The 18,457-nt window shown below is 51.2% G+C and carries 16 protein-coding genes; 11 read left to right on the forward strand and 5 right to left on the reverse strand.

The annotated features are described in order from the left end of the window. Window positions 1–19 precede the first annotated feature (19 nt). The gene (gene uspB / locus HV314_RS01235) at window positions 20–355 is read left to right on the forward strand and encodes a universal stress protein UspB (RefSeq protein ID WP_003023371.1); all 336 of its coding nucleotides are present in this window, start codon (window positions 20–22) and stop codon (window positions 353–355) included. A gap of 64 nt (window positions 356–419) precedes the next feature. Here uspB and pitA read toward each other — a convergent pair whose 3' ends face one another. Further along, window positions 420–1,919, reverse strand: coding sequence for an inorganic phosphate transporter PitA (gene pitA, locus HV314_RS01240; protein ID WP_181547151.1), 1,500 nt, complete (start codon window positions 1,917–1,919; stop codon window positions 420–422). 229 nt (window positions 1,920–2,148) lie between these two features. Here pitA and HV314_RS01245 point away from each other — a divergent pair, with 229 nt between their 5' ends. Further along, the gene (locus HV314_RS01245) at window positions 2,149–3,345 is read left to right on the forward strand and encodes an NAD(P)/FAD-dependent oxidoreductase (protein WP_115190079.1); all 1,197 of its coding nucleotides are present in this window, start codon (window positions 2,149–2,151) and stop codon (window positions 3,343–3,345) included. Window positions 3,346–3,447: 102 nt separating this feature from the next. Further along, window positions 3,448–4,125 (forward strand): FadR/GntR family transcriptional regulator, encoded by a 678-nt coding sequence (locus HV314_RS01250; RefSeq protein ID WP_371745387.1) that lies wholly within the window; start codon window positions 3,448–3,450, stop codon window positions 4,123–4,125. A gap of 8 nt (window positions 4,126–4,133) precedes the next feature. On the opposite strand, the gene HV314_RS01255 is transcribed toward HV314_RS01250, so the two are convergent. From HV314_RS01255 to HV314_RS01270, 4 genes are all read right to left on the reverse strand, one after another. Continuing rightward, a complete protein-coding gene (locus HV314_RS01255) occupies window positions 4,134–5,606 on the reverse strand; it encodes a fructuronate reductase (protein ID WP_080859308.1) in 1,473 nt (490 codons plus the stop codon). A 104-nt stretch (window positions 5,607–5,710) separates the two neighbouring features. Beyond that, the gene (gene uxuA, locus HV314_RS01260; RefSeq protein WP_151222240.1) at window positions 5,711–6,895 is read right to left on the reverse strand and encodes a mannonate dehydratase; all 1,185 of its coding nucleotides are present in this window, start codon (window positions 6,893–6,895) and stop codon (window positions 5,711–5,713) included. Between the two features lie 20 nt (window positions 6,896–6,915). After that, window positions 6,916–7,941 carry a zinc-binding dehydrogenase gene (locus HV314_RS01265; protein WP_103766969.1) on the reverse strand — a complete coding sequence of 342 codons (1,026 nt, stop codon included), beginning with the start codon at window positions 7,939–7,941 and terminating at the stop codon, window positions 6,916–6,918. Then, the gene (locus HV314_RS01270; protein ID WP_080859311.1) at window positions 7,913–9,202 is read right to left on the reverse strand and encodes an MFS transporter; all 1,290 of its coding nucleotides are present in this window, start codon (window positions 9,200–9,202) and stop codon (window positions 7,913–7,915) included. Before HV314_RS01270 ends, HV314_RS01265 begins: the two co-directional genes overlap by 29 nt. A 739-nt stretch (window positions 9,203–9,941) precedes the next feature. On the opposite strand from HV314_RS01270, the gene HV314_RS01275 reads away from it, so the two are divergent. The 8 genes from HV314_RS01275 (at window position 9,942) to HV314_RS01310 (ending at window position 18,408) form a co-directional block, all read left to right on the forward strand. Further along, window positions 9,942–11,240 carry an MFS transporter gene (locus tag HV314_RS01275; RefSeq protein ID WP_239006844.1) on the forward strand — a complete coding sequence of 433 codons (1,299 nt, stop codon included), beginning with the start codon at window positions 9,942–9,944 and terminating at the stop codon, window positions 11,238–11,240. Continuing rightward, window positions 11,237–12,781 (forward strand): FGGY family carbohydrate kinase, encoded by a 1,545-nt coding sequence (locus tag HV314_RS01280; RefSeq protein ID WP_080859313.1) that lies wholly within the window; start codon window positions 11,237–11,239, stop codon window positions 12,779–12,781. The genes HV314_RS01275 and HV314_RS01280 overlap by 4 nt, the downstream gene beginning before the upstream one ends. After that, the gene (locus tag HV314_RS01285; RefSeq protein ID WP_080859314.1) at window positions 12,778–14,457 is read left to right on the forward strand and encodes a glycerol-3-phosphate dehydrogenase/oxidase; all 1,680 of its coding nucleotides are present in this window, start codon (window positions 12,778–12,780) and stop codon (window positions 14,455–14,457) included. Before HV314_RS01280 ends, HV314_RS01285 begins: the two co-directional genes overlap by 4 nt. Next, a complete protein-coding gene (locus HV314_RS01290) occupies window positions 14,454–16,013 on the forward strand; it encodes an FAD-binding oxidoreductase (protein WP_181547153.1) in 1,560 nt (519 codons plus the stop codon). Before HV314_RS01285 ends, HV314_RS01290 begins: the two co-directional genes overlap by 4 nt. Continuing rightward, window positions 16,010–16,585 (forward strand): glycerol-3-phosphate responsive antiterminator, encoded by a 576-nt coding sequence (locus HV314_RS01295; protein WP_080859316.1) that lies wholly within the window; start codon window positions 16,010–16,012, stop codon window positions 16,583–16,585. The genes HV314_RS01290 and HV314_RS01295 overlap by 4 nt, the downstream gene beginning before the upstream one ends. Window positions 16,586–16,602: 17 nt before the next feature. Beyond that, window positions 16,603–16,917 (forward strand): putative quinol monooxygenase, encoded by a 315-nt coding sequence (locus HV314_RS01300; protein ID WP_080859317.1) that lies wholly within the window; start codon window positions 16,603–16,605, stop codon window positions 16,915–16,917. Between the two features lie 32 nt (window positions 16,918–16,949). Beyond that, window positions 16,950–18,116 carry an iron-containing alcohol dehydrogenase gene (locus HV314_RS01305; protein WP_103766965.1) on the forward strand — a complete coding sequence of 389 codons (1,167 nt, stop codon included), beginning with the start codon at window positions 16,950–16,952 and terminating at the stop codon, window positions 18,114–18,116. 151 nt (window positions 18,117–18,267) lie between these two features. Beyond that, window positions 18,268–18,408 carry a hypothetical protein gene (locus tag HV314_RS01310; protein WP_181547155.1) on the forward strand — a complete coding sequence of 47 codons (141 nt, stop codon included), beginning with the start codon at window positions 18,268–18,270 and terminating at the stop codon, window positions 18,406–18,408. Window positions 18,409–18,457: the final 49 nt, after the last annotated feature.

Genomic DNA, 18,457 nt, shown 5'->3' on the forward strand with positions numbered 1-18,457 from the left:
GGGTCGCCGGGGAGGGGGTATGATAAGCACCATTGCATTGTTCTGGGCTTTATGTGTCGTTTGCATTGTTAATATGGCGCGCTATTTTTCTTCGCTACGCGCACTGCTAGTAGTACTTCGTGGTTGCGATCCATTGCTTTACCAGTATGTAGATGGAGGGGGCTTTTTTACCTCGCATGGGCAACCGAACAAGCAGATGCGTCTGGTGTGGTATATCTACGCTCAGCGTTACCGCGATCATCATGATGATGAATTTATTCGCCGCTGTGAGCGGGTTCGCGGTCAGTTCATTCTCACCAGCGCGCTATGCGGCCTGGTGCTAATCAGCATGGTTGCGCTGATTATCTGGCACTGATTCCAACGACAGATACAAAAAAAGCGGGCCAGTTTCCTGACCCGCTTTTTTACCGCGCATTCGCTTAGATAAGCTTCAGGGAGAGCCAGTACAGCCCGCCGGAAAGAAGAATTGCTGCTGGCAGGGTGAAGACCCAGGCCATCAGAATGCTGGTCACCGTTTTACGCTGCAAACCGCCGCCATCAACAACCATCGTTCCCGCAACGGAAGAGGAGAGAACGTGTGTGGTGGAAACGGGCATACCGGTGTAGCTGGCAAGACCGATAGAGACTGCGGCGGTCATCTGCGCCGACATCCCCTGGGCATAGGTCATGCCTTTCTTACCGATTTTCTCACCGATAGTGGTTGCCACGCGACGCCAGCCAATCATCGTACCAATACCCAGCGCCAGTGCGACGGCCATAATGATCCAGATAGGCGCGTACTCAATGGTGCTCAGCATGTCAGATTTCAGTTTCTTCAGCAGACGCTGATCGTCAGCGCTTACGCCAGGCAGCTTAACCACTTTATCGGTGGTATCAGAGATGCACAGCATAATACGGCGCAACTGACCACGCTGTTCGACGCTTAACTTGTCGTAGGTTTCCAGATTCGCCAGCATACCTTTCGCACGTTCCAGCGCGTTGATGGTATTCGCCGGGTGGCAATGGAACTCGGTCGGCGTCGCTGGTGTCGCGTCCGTCGGGGACGGAATCAGCTGGTCTACGCCTGTGGCCTGTTTAAGCAGGTCAGGGCGCTGCTGGAAGAAGACTTCGACGTTATTGATTGCATCGCGGGTACGGGTAATTTCGTAACCGGAAGCATTCATATTCACCACGAAACCTGCTGGCGCTACGCCAATCAGCACTAGCATTACCAGACCAATGCCTTTCTGACCATCGTTCGCGCCGTGAGAGAACGCCACGCCGATAGCAGAGAGGATCAGTGCAATACGCGTCCAGAACGGCGGCTTTTTCTTTCCGTCTTTCTTTTCACGTTCTGCCGGCGTCAGGTGGATACGGGCACGTTTTTTCGTACCGCTCCAATAGCGACGCAGAATGAAAATAAGACCACCTGCAACCACCAGACCGACAATCGGTGAGATGATAAGCGAGGCAAAAATACCGATAACTTTCGGGATGTTAAGTGCATCCACCACCGAGGTGCCGTTCATCAGTGCATTGGTTAAACCAATACCGATAATGGCGCCAATCAGCGTGTGGGAGCTGGATGCAGGCAGACCAAAGTACCAGGTACCCAGGTTCCAGATAATTGCCGCCAGCAACATGGAGAACACCATGGCGAGGCCATGTGACGATCCCATATTAAGCAGCAGATCCGTTGGTAACATATGCACGATGGCATACGCCACGCTGAGACCGCCCAGCAAAACACCAAAGAAGTTGAACACCGCAGCCATGACCACCGCCAATTGCGAACGCATTGCACGGGTATAGATCACAGTTGCGACAGCATTGGCTGTATCATGGAAGCCATTAATTGCTTCGTAGAACAGCACGAAAGCCAGAGCAAGCAATAGTAAAAGCCCGGTATGTAAATCCAGGCCAGCAAACAAATGTAGCATAGGACGTTACGCCATTTTGAGGACATGAACGCGGCGCATTATCAGTGACTTTGGCGGCGCGGGCAAAGTGAAATATAGAGTTTTTTTGATTTGTCTCCTGCTTTGTTTTACACCACTAAAGAATTATCCTATATATTTCAGATAAATACCCTTTATCGGTAGTTTGGTGCTGGTGCGACCACTGAGGAATCTTTACAATTCACTCCCGCTTTTTAGAGAGGATCGCAACGTGGAAAGGTTTGATACCGTTATTATAGGCGCTGGCGCAGCGGGTATGTTTTGTGCCGCGCAGGCAGGACAGGCAGGTAGTCGCGTACTGCTGATTGATAATGGTAAAAAGCCCGGGCGCAAGATTCTCATGTCTGGCGGGGGCCGCTGCAACTTTACCAACCTTTATGTCGAGCCGGCTGCGTATTTGAGCCAAAACCCGCATTTTTGCAAATCGGCACTGGCGCGTTATACACAGTGGGATTTTATCGATCTGGTGGGTAAGCACGGTATTGCCTGGCATGAAAAAACGCTAGGTCAGCTTTTCTGCGATGATTCCGCCCAGCAAATTGTCGATATGCTGGTGGATGAGTGTGAAAAAGGTAACGTAACTATGCGGTTACGTAGCGAAATCCTGAGCGTTGAGCGAGATGGTGACGATTTTATCCTGGAATTGAATGGGATGAGTGTCGGCACGAAAAAGCTGGTTATTGCCTCCGGTGGTCTCTCTATGCCGGGGCTGGGCGCGACGCCGTTTGGTTATAAAATTGCGGAACAGTTCGGCCTGAACGTTTTGCCTACGCGCGCAGGGCTGGTACCTTTCACCTTACATAAGCCGCTACTGGAGCAGCTTCAGGTGCTCTCTGGCGTATCCGTCTCTTCCGTTATCACCGCCGAGGACGGCACCGTATTTCGTGAAAACCTGCTCTTTACGCACCGCGGGCTTTCTGGTCCGGCCGTGCTGCAGATTTCCAGTTTTTGGCAGCCAGGTGAATTTGTCAGCATTAATTTGTTGCCGGATGTTGACCTCGCGAGCTTCCTCGATGACCAACGTAGCGCACACCCTAATCAAAGCTTAAAGAACACCCTGGCAATGCAGTTGCCAAAGCGTCTGGTGGAATGTTTACAGCAGTTAGGGCAAATCCCGGATGTCTCGCTGAAGCAGCTTAATGTGCGCGATCAGCAAACGCTGGTTGAGACGCTGACTGAGTGGCGGGTGCAGCCGAACGGTACGGAAGGGTATCGTACCGCTGAAGTCACGTTGGGCGGCGTCGATACCAACGAGCTGTCATCGCGCACGATGGAAGCGCGCAAAGTGCCGGGACTCTACTTTATCGGCGAAGTCATGGACGTCACCGGCTGGCTGGGCGGCTATAACTTCCAGTGGGCGTGGTCGAGCGCCTGGGCATGCGCGCAGGATTTGGTCTCTGGTGATTAAAATTGTTTACCTCTGATACAAGGAACTGACTCAGGCATGCGTTTCTTAACTCCGGGAATGATATGATAAATCAGTTAAAAATCGTACACAGAAGGGAACGGAATGCACATGGTTATTCCTGAGGTAAAACAGGAGCGGCTCTATCAAAAGATAGCCAATCTCATCATTAAGCTCATCAACGATAGTATTTTTCCACCGGGAAGCTTCTTGCCTCCTGAACGTGAACTGGCGAAGCAACTTGGCGTGAGTCGGGCATCGCTCAGAGAAGCATTGATTGTGCTTGAGATCTCAGGATGGATCACCATCCAATCCGGTAATGGCGTAATTGTTGCTGATAAAAAGCATTCTGCCAGCGATTATACAGTTGAAGAAATACTCTACTCGCGTGAGTTGGTTGACAGCCATTGCGCGCGTCTCGCTGCAGAAGCAGGCAAAGATGAGCTTATTAGCCAGCTTGAACTACTGCACCTCAGCATGGAAAAAGCCATTAGTGAAAATAATGTTCATGGCTTTTACTCTCTCGATAAGCAATTCCATTTAACGGTATCTGAAGCCAGTCAGAACCGCGTCTTGCTCGATATGTCGCGTATGTTGTGGGAGCAACGTGTCAACATCCCGTATGCCGGACTGGATGAACGCTCCGGCAATCGGGATGTGTTAACCAGCATGAATAAGCAACATAAAGCAATTGTGGATGCAATTCGCCAGGCTGATGCTGACGGTGCTTATCAAAAATCGCTGGAACATCTGGCTTATGTCAGGCAGATCGTGGGTCTTTAAAAAAAGCGTTAATGACTCAGACCAGCTACCGCTGCACGTGCGCCTATGCTGTGCAATTGCTGACAGGCAGCGGTTACATGCTCAATAAAGTCGGTGTTATCGCGTAGATCCTGCCCAAAAATGGTGTCGATTGCCAGTAGTGCCCGGACACGCTCCCCTGATGATTTATATTTTTGATAAATAGCCCGAAACTGTGCCGCCATAGGGTCGACCACTTCGAATGAATCGCCTTTTTCATCTATACCACTGACGTAGCGCATCCAGCCTGCAACTCCCAAAGCCAGGTGACGGTAATTGTCTCCTTGTGCAAGATGTAGCCGAATGGGATCCAGCAAACGCTGAGGTAATTTCTGGCTGCCGTCCATTGCGATTTGCCAGGTTCGGTGCTTCAGTGATGGATTAGTAAAGCGTGCGATCAGCAATTCCGCATAACCCGCAAGGTCTGTACCTTCAGGCATTGACAGCGTCGGGCTTTGTTCATCAAGCATCAACGCCAGCGCAGCATCGCGATATGCCGGGTTAGTCATTGTATCGGCAATGGTTTCATAACCGCCAAGATAGCCAAGATATGCGAGGAAAGAGTGACTGCCGTTAAGCATGCGCAGCTTCATCATTTCAAACGGCACCACATCTTGCACAAACTGTGCGCCAACCCGATCCCAGTCCGGACGACCATTAACAAAGTCATCTTCGATAACCCACTGGCGGAACGGCTCGCAGGCAATGGCACAGGGATCGTAAACGCCAAGCTGCCCGGCGATGTGCGCTAAGGTCTCATCCGTTGCTGCCGGAACAATGCGATCCACCATCGTACAAGGAAACGTTACATGTGCCGCTATCCATTCGGCCAGTCGCGGGTCGCGTGTTGTTGCCAGCCCCAGGACAGCGGCTTTCGCGACATGACCGTTTTCTCGTACGTTGTCGCAAGACAATACGGTAAAGGCCTTTAATCCCTGTTCGCGACGCAATGCCAGAGCTTCGACAATATAGCCAATCGCCGATTTTGGTGACTGTGGATTTGCAACGTCATGCTGGATAAACGGGTGATTCAGATCCAGCACGCCGCTGGCGGGGTCAGTACAATAACCTTTCTCGGTAATTGTCAGTGAAACAATGGCAGTTTCTGGGCGCGCCATTGCGCGGATAATTGCATTACTGCCGTCAAATTCTGGATGCAGCGCTTCGTTCATCGAGCCAATGATTTTAAGTTCTGTACTTTGTGCTCCACGCTCGGCAACAGTGTAAAGCAGATCCTGCGCCCGCAGGTTTTGAATCAGTGTTGCATCGTTTCCGGGCATCAGGTTGACCTCACAGATACCCCAGTCGCTGTCGCTGCTTTCCAGCAGATGATGGGTATAAAGCGCCTGATGGGCGCGGTGAAAGGCCCCGCAGCCAAGATGTACTATGCGTGAAACCAGGCGTGAGCGATCCCAACGCGGGCGTGGGGTGGAAATCTGAGCGCTGGCGAGATTTTGTTCCATGACAACCTCCTGTCATTGATGATCTTCTTTGATGATGCGCTATCAAAGACCGGTCCTGACTGAATGTAAAAACCGCATGGTGGGGACACCATGCGGTAACAATATTACTGACTGAAGAAGGCACGTCGGATAGCCAGCTCAACACCACGTACTTCAGCCAGACCTTTCAGACGGCCAATAGCGGAATAACCTGGGTTGGTTTTCTTTTTCAGATCATCAAGCATCTGATGGCCATGGTCTGGTCGCATGGGGATCAATACGGCGTTACCTTCATCTTTACGCCGCTGTTCTTCTTCGACTATCGCTTTCACCACGTTGTACATATCGACATCGCCGGAAAGATGCGCCGCTTCATGGAAAGTCTTGGGATTATCTTCTCGTTGCGTAGAACGTAGATGCGTAAAGTAAATCCTCGGACCGAACTGTTTAATCATATCAACCAGATCGTTGTCTGCACGCACGCCATAAGAGCCAGTACACATTGTGAAGCCATTCGCCATATTGTTGACGGTTTCCACCATCCACCGCATATCTTCAACGGTGGAGACAATACGCGGCAGACCAAGAATTGGGCGTGGTGGATCGTCCGGGTGAACGGCCATACGTACGCCAACCTCTTCTGCAACCGGGATGATAGCCCGCAGGAAAAAGGCAAAGTGCTCGCGCAGGGCCGCTTTGTCTATATTTTTATAAGTCGCCAGGTGGTTACGGAATTGGTCCAGCGTATAACCTTCTTCAGCACCAGGCAGACCTGCAATAATATTTCGTGTCAGTCGCGCTTTGTCCTCTTCGCTCATGGTGGCGAAGCGCTTACTCGCCTGAGCTACCTCTTCCGTGGTGTAATCCGCCTCAGCCCCTGGACGTTTGAGAATATGCAACTCAAAGGCGGCAAACTCAATTTGGTCAAAGCGCAGGGCTTTTGAGCCATCGGGCAACTCATATTCCAGGTCTGTTCGGGTCCAGTCCAGAACCGGCATGAAGTTGTAGCACACGGTATAGATGCCGCACTGGGCAAGATTACGCAGCGTCTGCTGATAATTTCTAATCCATAAATCGTACTGCCCTGTGTGGGTCTTGATGTCTTCATGAATCGGCACGCTTTCCACAACCGACCAGACCAGACCAGCTTTCTCTACGATCTCTTTGCGCTTAAGAATTTCTTCTACGGACCAGACTTCGCCGTTAGGAATATGATGAAGCGCTGTCACTATGCCGGTGGCTCCGGCTTGACGAACATCGGACAACGACACGGGATCGTTCGGGCCATACCAACGCCAGGTTTGTTCCATTGTTTTATCTCCTGCGAAAATTAATGAAAGGTCGCATTGATCTTCAGATAGCGTTCCGGATATTGATCGAGTTCTTTCACGGCGGCAGGAACCTCATCAATACTCACCACTTTGCTAACAACATCTGCAGGATTGATGTTTAGCGTTGCCAGCATCTGTAGTGCTTCTTCAAACTCACCTGCGCTGGTGCGGGATCCGCGAAGATCCAGTTCCTTAAACGTGATCAGGTTGGTGGGTAATGATGTTTCCTGTTTTGGCCAGCCAGTGAAAGCAATACGACCAGCAAAAGAGGCCATATCCAGCGTTTCGCGAATCGCGCTGTTGGCGCCAGAGGCTTCTACCACGACTTGGGCCATCGTTCCCTGCGTAATGTCTTTGATCGCGTCAACAACCTGTGTATTTGACGGATTGATAACGTACGGGACGCCCAGTGATTTGGCATACTGGAGTCTCTCTTCCACGATATCGATCAGAATAGGCGTCGCGCCATAGCGTAATGCGCTCAGTGCCGCCATCAGACCTATCGCACCCGCGCCTATGATGGCGATGTGCTCCCCTGCGGTGAGTTTGGCCCGATGTAGCGCATGCAGCGCAATGGTCAGCGGTTCCGCCAGCGGTGCCATCTCGGAGGCAACGTCATCAGGGATTTTGTGAATCAAATGCGCGGGGTGAGCAACTACCTCCTGCATTGCGCCATCAATATGCACGCCAATTACTTTTAGATTTTCACAACAATTTGTTCTGCCTACCGAGCAGGGGTAACAGTGACCACAATAGATATAAGGGTCGACAATTACACGATCTCCTTCTTTAATATTGGCCGGCATACCATTGCCTTCTTTAATTACAATACCAGTAATTTCGTGTCCAATAATACGTGGGTAGGTTACTAACGGGTTAGTCCCACGAAATGCACCAATATCAGAACCACAGATTCCGGCTGCATCGACTTTTATTAGAACTTCGTTATCTTTCTTTTCAGGGTAATCAACCCAGCGGGTTTCAATTTCACCAGGTTTATTGATGTAAACAGCTTTGATTTTCATTTTCTTTTAATCCTTTATTTTTGACAAATACGAATACCAGGCAGCTGGAAACAATCGCAATAGCACCAGCCAGATAGAATGCGTAATCATATTTACCGCTGAACTGAACGATGAATCCGGTGACCAGTGGGCCAATAATCCCGGAGATATTCGCCAGCCCATGCATGGCCCCACCAACGCTACCAACTTTATCTTTATGCACCACATCCTGAATAACCGCCCAATAAATTGGCCCGGTCAGATAAAGCAGGAACAGCGAGACTGACATAAGACCAACGGCGCTGCCGATGGTGGTTACCGTGCCTGAAACGCCAACGCAAATCGCCGCCCCAGCCAGACACACGCCGAGAATAAGGCGTCGAGAAAGCAGGGCATTTCCTGTAACGCGATAGATAAAGTCAGAGCATACGCCACCCAACACCATGCCGATTGCGCCAATCACCCATGGGATCACGGTTGCAATACTAATTTCTTTAATATCAAGATGTAATGAGTGATTCAGGTAGCTTGGAAACCAGGTCAGGAAGAAAAAGAGTATGTAGTTATAGCTAAAGAAGGCCAGCGTCGTTGCCCACACCATTGGCTGTTTCATGTAGTAGCCAAGAGAAGGCATAGCTTTACCGTCATCCGCTAAAATAATGTCGTCATGGTTTTCAAAATCGACACGCTCTTCCGGGGCAAGTTGTTTACTTTTGGAGGGTTTATCACTGGCAATGAAGTACCAGAGAATAACCCAGGCTAAACCAAACAGAAAAATAATCCCGAAAGCCGGACGCCAGCCTAATGAAAGTGCCAGCAGGCCAACTACTGGACCAGAAATTGCACCACCTAATGGCGAACCTGCGCTAAAAATACCAATCGCAGTGGCAGATTCTTTGCGAGAAATCCAGTTATTGATGATTTTATTTCCAGCCGCACTGACCGGTCCTTCGGCCATGCCGAATAATACTCGCACGGCCAGCATGGTCCATAAGCCGGTAACTAAACTGGTCATCCCACAAAATACTGACCAAAGTAATGCGGCGACCAGAAATACAGTTTTGGGGCCAAACTTGTCGCTGGCCCAGCCACCGATAAAGTTAAACAGTGCGTAGCCAACAAAAAATGCGCTGAAAATCATACCCATCTCAGCAGCATTGAATCCTAATTCCTTTTCAATGAGTGGAGCGGTGATCGACAATGCTGAACGATCCATATAGTTAAGCATGTAAACTATAAATAGAAGAAAAACGATAAGCCATCCCATTGTTTTTCTTTTCATGATATATCCTCTTATTGTGGTCTAGCGGCCTGACCACAATATTTAAAACCTATTTTAAGATCACTACCATTTTGATGTGAATGTGATCAACATAACGAAAAATTAACTTGGTAAATAATGACAAGAGAAGATTTTTAATCGTAATTAAATGAATTTAAATGATTTTATTTGTATTCTGCTAATTTGAGATAAAACTAATCGTACCTTCAGCGTCTATTAATTGCGGGCTTTGCATTAATGATGGGTCGAGAAATCTACGTATGTTCAACCTACGTCTGGCGTTCGCGCAGATAGAACGTCCTGCCACAGTAAAGAGACATGCTGGCATGAGCGGCAAATGCCGCCGTGAAGCTTTTTCTATGTAATGTGTTGTTAACAATTGTGCTACATATCACAAAATTAAAGCCAGTCTAAAAAGTCGCTTTGACACGCTTTCCGTTACCTTCTAGAGTGGAAAAATACAGATTTTAGATAAGAGACTATCTGTGAAATTAAGATGGTCTCTTATTGCATTTTTTTAGCTAATGGCGACCTTCTTCCGAATATTATGAAGGGGAAAGCCATGTCCGCATGCTCATTCTCAAATCCGATAAAAATCCGTGGCGTTGATGATGTTATTAATTGCATCGACTCTCACAGAAAAATAAATGGCAGAGCCGGTGTTATTTGGTGGTTAGCGCTAGGTGGCCTATTTCTTGACGCTTTTTCAAATTCAGCTCTCAGCGCTGGATTAAATCCAATGACCCGTAATTTAAATTTGAGCGCGACCGAAGTTGCGTTGCTGACCTCATTTTCATCGTGGGTTGCCATATTATTTAACCCCATTGGCGGCTGGATCGCCGATCGCTGGGGTCGAGTTCCGCCGCTGATTATTGCCAAAATAATGGCGGTGATTGGTGCGTTGCTGGTGATGTCGTCCTCCAGTTTCAGCACCATTATCATAGGTCGCTTCTTTGTTGGCGTCTCTTACGGGATGGATTTTGCCGTGGCCATGGCGATGCTGGCGGAGTTCACCCCAGTGAAACTAAAAAGCCGTTTAAACACCTGGCAAGGGGTCTGGTATGTCGCAGTTTGTTTAAATCTGGTATTGGCGTTGATGTTTTATTCCTGGGATGTTGGGGATGCTATCTGGCGTTATTCTATTGCTGTGACGGCGTTATGCGGACTGATTGTCCTCTTTTTCCAGTTTCGTTATTTAGTTGAAAGTCCGGTATGGCTGGCGAGAAAGTCACGTCTTCCTGAAGCCGTGGCTGCTATGAATAAAATATACGGTGATGATTTTATTCTGGCACCAAAAGCAGAGCAAAAACCTGTCATTGGGCAAGCGGAAAAAGGTGTGAAAAATGTACTTTTAATATTTCGTGGCGTTTATTTACCGCGCACGATTCTGGCTTCTACGGTTCAGATTTGCCAGTCAATACAATATTTTGGTGTCGGCTGGTATTTGCCGGTTATTAGCGCCGCGATGTTCGGTAAAAACTTTGTATATGCAACCATTTGTTCATTATTTTTTAACATTTTTGGTATCGTAGGGGGCTTCCTGTCGCCCGTAATAGGTCGCAGCCTGGGCCTGCGCCGTTCGTCGGCGATCGGTTTCGCCGTGGCTTTTCTCGTACTGCTCACGTTGGGATTGTTCAGCGACAGTATGCCGCTGTGGGCCTCTTTGCTGGTCCCCGCGCTGTTTATTCTTTGCCACTCTGGCGGGCCTGGCGCAAACGGGAAAAGCCTTTCATCACTCTCTTTTCGCAGTGAACTGCGGGCGGGTGCCAACGGTGTGGTGGGGGCGCTTGGCGCAATCGGTGCAGCGCTTGGGTTGTTTATTTTTCCCGTTTTCCGCGATTTGTACGGCCTGCAAACGACTTTTCTGATCATGTCCGCCGTTCCGCTATTTGCGAGCATCGTCTGTTTTGCGATCCCGTGGGATCCCACTCGCACTACCATCCAGCCGGATAACGAGCCTGGCGCCCCTCAGTTCGCACCATCACATTCGCCTTATCCAGAGTCGATGGCCCCGGAGTCAAACAGGAGCACTAAATGATTGAGTATGAAGATGTCATTCTGGCGATAGACGAAGGGACATCTGGTACGCGCGCAGCAGTGGTGGCGCGAAATAGCCAAGTCTACTGCCTTGAATACCAGCCGCTTCAGGTCAGCAGCCAGCGTCATGGCGTCGTCGAACAAGATGCTGATGAAATATTACAAGCCACCATTGCGGTATGTCGCACAGCGATTGCCAACGCGCAGCGTAGCAAGATGCGCATTGTGGCGCTGGCAATTGCTACGCAACGTTCAACGGCGGTGCTCTGGGATGTAGGCACTGGCAAGGCGCTGGTACCAGCGATGGTTTGGCAGGATGCACGTTTTACGGATGAACTGGCGCAACTTGCCCCTGAATGGGATGAAAAGCTGCTACCGCTTATTGGTCGGCCGGTTGGGATACGCTCTCCTTACCTTTGGGCGTCATACCATATCGCCAATACACCGGCAGTGAACAAAGCGTACCGGGCTGGAACGCTGGTGTTTGGCACCGTTGACAGCTGGTTGCTCTGGCATCTGGCGCAAGAAAAAAAATGTGTCACAACCCCCACTAATGCCACCTCTGCCGGGGCGTATTGCCTCAACGAGCATCAGTATCATCTGCCTTGGCTGCAGACTTTGAATTTCCCGACGTCATTGCTGCCTGAATTACATGATGATGCCGATGACTTTGGCACCACGCGTGAAGATATCCTCGGTATTAGCGTCCCGATCCGGGCCTGTGCCGGAGATCAGTTTGCGGGGGCTATCGGGCTTGGCTGCACTGAACGCGGGCAGGCTTTTTGTATGCATGGGACCGGCAGCTTCGTCGATTTAATGATGGGGCCGACGGTGCCGACACTGAAAAAGAGCTGTGAAAGCACGCTCACGATGACGGCGCGCCGCCAAAAAGGACGTTCACACTTCTCTGTAGAAACATTCGTTCCGACTACTGGTTCGGCCCTGAACTGGGTGTGCGAAAAGCTGCGCTGGTTTGACTCACCCGAACAAATTAGCGAACTGGCCGCGCAGGCCACTGATTCTGGCGGCGTGAGTTTTATTCCTGCATTGACGGGACTGCGTGTACCTCATTTGCAACCACAGGCCCGCGCTTCCCTTAACGGTATTTCAATCTCGACCACGCGCCCGCAGGTGGCTTACGCCATTCTGGAAGGTATTGCGCATTCAGTCGCAGCCTGTATTCGCGCGAATGAAGCGGCAACCGGTATTCCCACACAAGAACTGATGGTCGGGGGCGGGTTGTCCAATAGCGATACGTTATTGCAAATTCAGGCTGATATTAGCGGGATCCCCGTTCGGCGGATGACAGAAACAGCACGGGCTAGCTTACGCGGTGCGGCGTTTCTGGCAGGAGCCGATGGGCTGCTGTGGAACTCGTTGCCCGAGGCCTGCGCCACGCTGAAAACAGCGCGTCTGTTTGAACCCAAAATCAATCATGTCCTTCGCGAACAAAAAATAAACCGCTGGGAGATGCGTATTGCGCTCGAAATGGATACCGCCAGCAGCCTCACTTCAGCCAATCAGGAGCATACCCACTCATGAAGTTTTTCCCTTCGCGAAAGCCCAACAAAACACGCAGTGAAATGTACGGCGCAGAGCCGCTGCGTCTGCAGCGACCTGAGCAACTGGACCGACTGGAAAGCGAAACCTACGACATTCTGATTGTAGGCGGCGGCGTGACGGGGGCTTATGCGGCGCTGGATGCCAGCCTGCGTGGCTATCGGGTCGCGCTGATTGAGAAAAGTGATTTCGCCTCGGGGACATCATCCAAGTCATCAAAAATGGTGCACGGCGGTCTGCGTTATATCGAGCAGGGGAACCTGGGGCTGGTGCGCCACTCTTTGCTAGAGCGCCAGCGCATGCGCCGGAATGCTCGTCATCTGGTGCAGCGGCTTCCCTTTTTATTTCCTGTTCTCGATAAGAATGGCGTGTTCGATAAGCGCATGTCTTCGGCATTTGAAAGTCTGCTCTGGACCTACGATCTCGCAGGTGGATGGCGGGAAGGAATCCTTCACCAAAAATTGACTCCAGCGGAAGTACTGTCGCACTGCCCAACGCTGAAAGAAGAGCAACTCTCCGGCGGTTTTATGTATTTCGATGCCCGCGTTGATGATGCCAGATTGACGCTGGCCCTGGTGCGCACGGCAGCGTTTCATGGGGCGACGGTGACGAACCATGCCGAAGTCATTGAAATCACACGTGACCTGCACGGCAAAGTCAATGGGGCCATTGTGTATGCCGATACCCGAGAAATTCGGGTCAAAGCGCGGGTTGTCATTATGGCGACGGGCGTCTGGCTGCGTGACTGGAATGGACTGAAAAAAGGGGAAGCGTCCCCACTGAATATTCGTCCGGCGAAGGGGGTTCACGTCGCGATCCCATGGATGAAAATTCGCAATGATTGCACGGTGACCATCCCGGTTGCCGGACGCAGTCGGCGCGCGACCATTACGCGCTGGGGCAACGTTTCCTATCTGGGCACTACGGATGAAGACTATCAGGGCGATCTGAATGATGTTCACTGTAATCGCTCTGAGCTGGACTTTCTGCTGGAAGGGGCAAACTCGGCGCTGAAAACGGATCTGCGCCCGGAAGATGTAGTGGGAAGTATCGCCGGTTGCCGTCCTCTGGTGGGGATGGCGGGTGGAAAGACCGTTGAGATGAAGCGTAACCATGAGATTCGGGTTTCAGCGGACGGGCTGATAACCATCGTCGGCGGTAAGCTAACGACATCACGTCATATGGCGGAAGAAACCATCGACGCAGCCAGCAAAATACTGGGCCGTAAAAAGGCCTGCTCAACGAAAACTGCATATTTGCTGGGCGCAGCTGGCTATGACCCGCAGGCCATTCTGGCCTCTGGTGGTCTATCTGCGCATCTGGGCGAACGCTATGGCACCGAAGCCCATTTTGTCAGTGACATTATTCAGACCGCACCTTCGCTGATGAAACCTATTGTCGCAGGGCTTCCCTATACCGAAGCGGAAGTAGTGTATGCCGTGCGCCATGAGCTCGCCAGCACCGTTGACGATGTGCTGTCGCGCCGAATTCGTGCACGGCTGATGGCACGCGACGCCTCAGCCGCTGCCGCTGAACGCGTTGGGGAGATTCTACAACAAGAACTCCAATTACATCCTGACCACGTGGCTAAACAGGTCGCCAGCTATCAGGTCGCAATTAAACATGAAAAATCAATGCTTATGGGGACATCCGAATGATCAGTAAAGAAGCGATTAAACGTGGTTACAACCGTGGAAATTATACTGTTGGCGCACATACTCGCCCCGCATGGGCAACGGATATCACCAGCAGCGGTGGCGCGAAAGGAATGCAGGTTGATCCCGTTGCGATAAGCGAAGCGACGTTTGACCGGCTGCGGGTCATTGCCGATGAAGTGCTGATGTCGGAGTCCGATGTGATTACCTGGACTCGCGACTGGTGGGCCGGTTCGATGATTGCGGAAACCCAGGGCGTACCCGCCACCTCAAAAGGGGTGATTGTGCGAGTTTCCACCGTAGAACAAATTCAGGACGTGATGCGTCTTGCCAGTGAATCCGCTATTCCAGTCACGGTTTCTGCCGGGCGCAGTAACGTTACCGGAGCCGCATTGCCGCTACGTGGCGGGATCGTGCTCGACGTTTGCGAACTCAACAAATTCATTGACTTTGATCCACAAAGCCAGATTGTTGAGGTAGAAGCCGGCATGTTTGGCGATGTTTTCGAACAAATCATCCAAAAAGAGCACGGTATGACTATGGGCCACTGGCCGTCATCGTTTGGTATCAGTACCGTGGGCGGTTGGGTAGCCTGTCGTGGTGCGGGACAGCTTTCTACCCGCTACGGCAAAATTGAAGATATGGTTTTTGGAATGGATGTGGTGCTTGCCGATGGGCGCTTAATCACCGTTGGCGGTTATGCACGCAGTGCTATCGGGCCGGATTTACAGCAAATGTTTATTGGTTCGGAAGGCACGCTGGGCGTGATTGTGCGCGTGCGTTTGAAGCTTCATCGCCTGCCAGATTATGGCCGTGCCATCGCCTGGGGTTTTTCCAGTTTTGCCAGTGGGCTGGAGGCATGTCGCGAAATCTTACAACATGGTGCCAATCCGGCGGCACTTCGTTTGTACGATAACCTGGAAAGCGGGGTACAGTTTGGTTTGCCAGAGACCAATGTCCTGCTGATTGCGGACGAGGGAGAGCCAGAGATGGTAGACGCGGTGCTGGCTATCAGTAAGCGTGTTTGTCAGCGTAGTGGAAAGGAACTTGACGGTGAGGCGATTTTTGAGCGCTGGCTGGATACCCGGTATCTGACGGGTAAAAGCGCCGAAGGCTTTAAGAAAAGCCCCGGTCTGGTGGCGGACACGCTGGAAATGGTGGGGCGCTGGCGCGATCTCAGCGCGGTATATGATGACGTAGTGGCTGCGATTAACGCCGTGCCGGGGACGCTGGCCGGTTCAGCGCACCAGTCCCACGCCTATGTCGACGGCGCATGCCTTTACTTCTCGCTGCGTGGCGATGTGGCTGTTGAGCAACGTGGGGCGTGGTATCGTGCGGCATGGGACGCGGCAAATGCGGTGCTGATTAAACACAATACCTCCCTTAGCCATCACCATGGCGTCGGTCTGCTTCGTTCCCCCTATATGCAGGCTTCTTTAGGTGAATCGCTTTCGGTTCTGGCGGATATTAAAAAAGCGCTGGATCCGCAGAATATCCTTAACCCGGGAAAACTGGGTTTAAGCGCGGAGCTCCAATTACATCAGGCAGGTCAATCATGATAAAAAACCTTGGCGTGCTTCTGGCACGCCATCCCATCATCATGGCGATTTACGGCATTGAGCAACTGAAAACCGCGCTGTCCAGCAAAGCTGAAGTCTGCATTATTGCCAATATCGATCTGATCAAGCTCCAGCCGGTGATCGAACTGCTGTCGAAGGCGGGAAAGTACGTCATCGTGAATATCGACAGCTGTAACGGACTGTCTCAGGATAAAGGCGGCATCGATTATGTGGCTGAAACAGGGGCGATGGGGTTGCTCTCCACACGTTTGCAAACTGTACAGCGTGCGAAAAAATGCGGGCTGGTCACCATGCAGAAAATCTTCGTCACCGACCGTTCCACCTGGCTACGCAGCCTGAAAGCGGTGGAGCAAAGCGAACCTGATTATGTGCAACTGATGCCCGCGCAGATGCTGCCGTTGCTCTCGCAGGCCGATCGTAATGTGTTGCCACCGATTGTTGCGTCCGGGTTTGTCTGCAATGAGGAACATGCTCAGACGGCCCTGTTGCACGGCGCGATAGCCGTCTCAAGCAGCGACAGTGCGTTATGGGATGTGACTCTTCTACGTTAAACCACCGGGAGCCAAAAATGGAAAACACGCAGTTGTTTGTTGTTGCGCATTATTTTGCCCAACCGGCGATGGGCGACAAGGTCAACGATGCGCTTAGAATGCTGGCGGAGGCGACACGTAAAGAACCTGAAAATATCACCTATGAGTTTTTCCGTTCCACGGAAGACGGCAATCGTTTTGTGATTGTTGAGACTTATCGTTGTGCGGAAGGTCTTGAACTTCACCGACAAACGGAACATTTTCAACGTATTGGCGTTGGGATAATCACCCCGCTGCTGGAGCGTAAAGAGGTGAAAAGCTTTCACATTCCTCCTGATGAACCACATAGGTAAAAGCTGTCTTTCTTACCACAAGGAATACATCAATGAACCATGTTATGAAAGATTTTACGTTTACGACGGTAGCGGAAATCATCGTCGAATGGGCGGGAGCGGCGCGATTAGGAGAGATCCTTTCGCCGCGGTTTAGCGCGCGTCGCGTATTGCTGGTAACCGACTCCGGACTGGTCAAAGCAGGGGTTTTACCGCCCGTACTTCATAGCCTGCAAGACGCAGGGTTTAAGGTGACGGTTTATGATCGGGTGCAACCCGATCCGCATGAACGCCTCGTTCGCGAAGCCCTACAGGTAGCGCGTGACGGCAACTGCGACATGGTTATTGGCTTGGGCGGTGGCTCCTCGCTGGATGTCGCGAAGTTGGTGGCCGTATTAATCAACTCAGAACAAGACCTGCAGGAACTTTACGGGATTGGCAAGGTTATCGGTCAACGCTTGCCGCTGGTAAATATTCCCACCACGGCAGGTACGGGGTCTGAAGTTACCAATATTTCCATTTTAACGACTAATGATGACAGCAAAATGGGCATTGTCTCCCCGCAGCTGTATGGCGATTTGGTGCTACTGGATGCGCAACTGACGCTGGGGTTACCGACGGTACACACCGCTGCTGCCGGGATAGATGCGATGGTGCATGCGATAGAAGCCTATACCAGCAAACATAAAAAGAACCCGCTCTCGGATGCATTAGCACGCGAGGCGTTACGTTTAATCAGTTGCCATCTGGTGGCCGCATGTCGTGACGGGAACAACCGTGAAGCGCGAGAAAATGTTCTGCTGGGCGCGATGCTGGCAGGCCAGGCTTTCGCCAATTCCCCGGTGGCAGCAGTGCATGCGTTGGCTTATCCCCTGGGTGCACGGCATCATATTCCACATGGATTGTCGAATGCACTGATGTTGGTTCCGGTGCTGCAGTTTAACGCGTCAGCAGCGGCTCCACTTTATGGCGAACTGGCTGCCGTCATCGGGGCGCAGGTGACCGGCAACGTTGAAAACGATGCCCAGTCGTTTATTGCCGCGATGGTGAATATTATTGCGGCAACCGGCGCGCCAAACAGACTGCGTGACGTAGATGTTCCTGAAACGGGCCTGACGTTGTTGGCCCACGATGCTATGCAGCAGACTCGTTTGCTGGATAACAATCCCGTGACGCTTACTGAAGGCGATGCGTTGTGGCTTTACCAGCAGGCCTTTTAAGCACAATAGGTGTCCGGTGAATGGATTGCTGGGCACAATTTCTGGCAATCACATATCAACTACAACCGAATAGACATATTGAATCCAGGTGTTAGTATTCAATAGATAGCAGTTATGAGTATGCGTGTTTCATTTCCGGCCAGGAACGCTGATGATGACAACATTACTACCCGATTTCACAGCATTTTCGTCATTCACTTCCTGCGCGGCGCAGGTTGCCTTAACGCCTGTCCGCTCTCTGGCCATGGTTTCTTATTCCTTCTCATCCCGGATGGAATCTCCCGCTGAATAGCTATTCAGTGGGCTTTGTGACACGCATCGTTTGATAACAGGGATTACGG

This window comes from Citrobacter sp. RHBSTW-00887, from assembly GCF_013728095.1.
Lineage (GTDB): Bacteria > Pseudomonadota > Gammaproteobacteria > Enterobacterales > Enterobacteriaceae > Citrobacter > Citrobacter braakii.

What these genes read in the sequence shown, in the direction of transcription:
- HV314_RS01265 (WP_103766969.1), bottom strand. Translation starts at nt 7,941, where the DNA reads ATGAAAATCAAAGCTGTTTACATCAATAAACCTGGTGAAATTGAAACC.
- HV314_RS01295 (WP_080859316.1), top strand. Translation starts at nt 16,010, where the DNA reads ATGATAAAAAACCTTGGCGTGCTTCTGGCACGCCATCCCATCATCATG.
- HV314_RS01280 (WP_080859313.1), top strand. Translation starts at nt 11,237, where the DNA reads ATGATTGAGTATGAAGATGTCATTCTGGCGATAGACGAAGGGACATCT.
- HV314_RS01285 (WP_080859314.1), top strand. Translation starts at nt 12,778, where the DNA reads ATGAAGTTTTTCCCTTCGCGAAAGCCCAACAAAACACGCAGTGAAATG.
- uspB (WP_003023371.1), top strand. Translation starts at nt 20, where the DNA reads ATGATAAGCACCATTGCATTGTTCTGGGCTTTATGTGTCGTTTGCATT.
- HV314_RS01255 (WP_080859308.1), bottom strand. Translation starts at nt 5,606, where the DNA reads ATGGAACAAAATCTCGCCAGCGCTCAGATTTCCACCCCACGCCCGCGT.
- pitA (WP_181547151.1), bottom strand. Translation starts at nt 1,919, where the DNA reads ATGCTACATTTGTTTGCTGGCCTGGATTTACATACCGGGCTTTTACTA.
- HV314_RS01290 (WP_181547153.1), top strand. Translation starts at nt 14,454, where the DNA reads ATGATCAGTAAAGAAGCGATTAAACGTGGTTACAACCGTGGAAATTAT.
- HV314_RS01275 (WP_239006844.1), top strand. Translation starts at nt 9,942, where the DNA reads ATGACCCGTAATTTAAATTTGAGCGCGACCGAAGTTGCGTTGCTGACC.
- HV314_RS01310 (WP_181547155.1), top strand. Translation starts at nt 18,268, where the DNA reads ATGATGACAACATTACTACCCGATTTCACAGCATTTTCGTCATTCACT.
- HV314_RS01300 (WP_080859317.1), top strand. Translation starts at nt 16,603, where the DNA reads ATGGAAAACACGCAGTTGTTTGTTGTTGCGCATTATTTTGCCCAACCG.
- HV314_RS01305 (WP_103766965.1), top strand. Translation starts at nt 16,950, where the DNA reads ATGAACCATGTTATGAAAGATTTTACGTTTACGACGGTAGCGGAAATC.
- uxuA (WP_151222240.1), bottom strand. Translation starts at nt 6,895, where the DNA reads ATGGAACAAACCTGGCGTTGGTATGGCCCGAACGATCCCGTGTCGTTG.
- HV314_RS01250 (WP_371745387.1), top strand. Translation starts at nt 3,448, where the DNA reads ATGCACATGGTTATTCCTGAGGTAAAACAGGAGCGGCTCTATCAAAAG.
- HV314_RS01270 (WP_080859311.1), bottom strand. Translation starts at nt 9,202, where the DNA reads ATGAAAAGAAAAACAATGGGATGGCTTATCGTTTTTCTTCTATTTATA.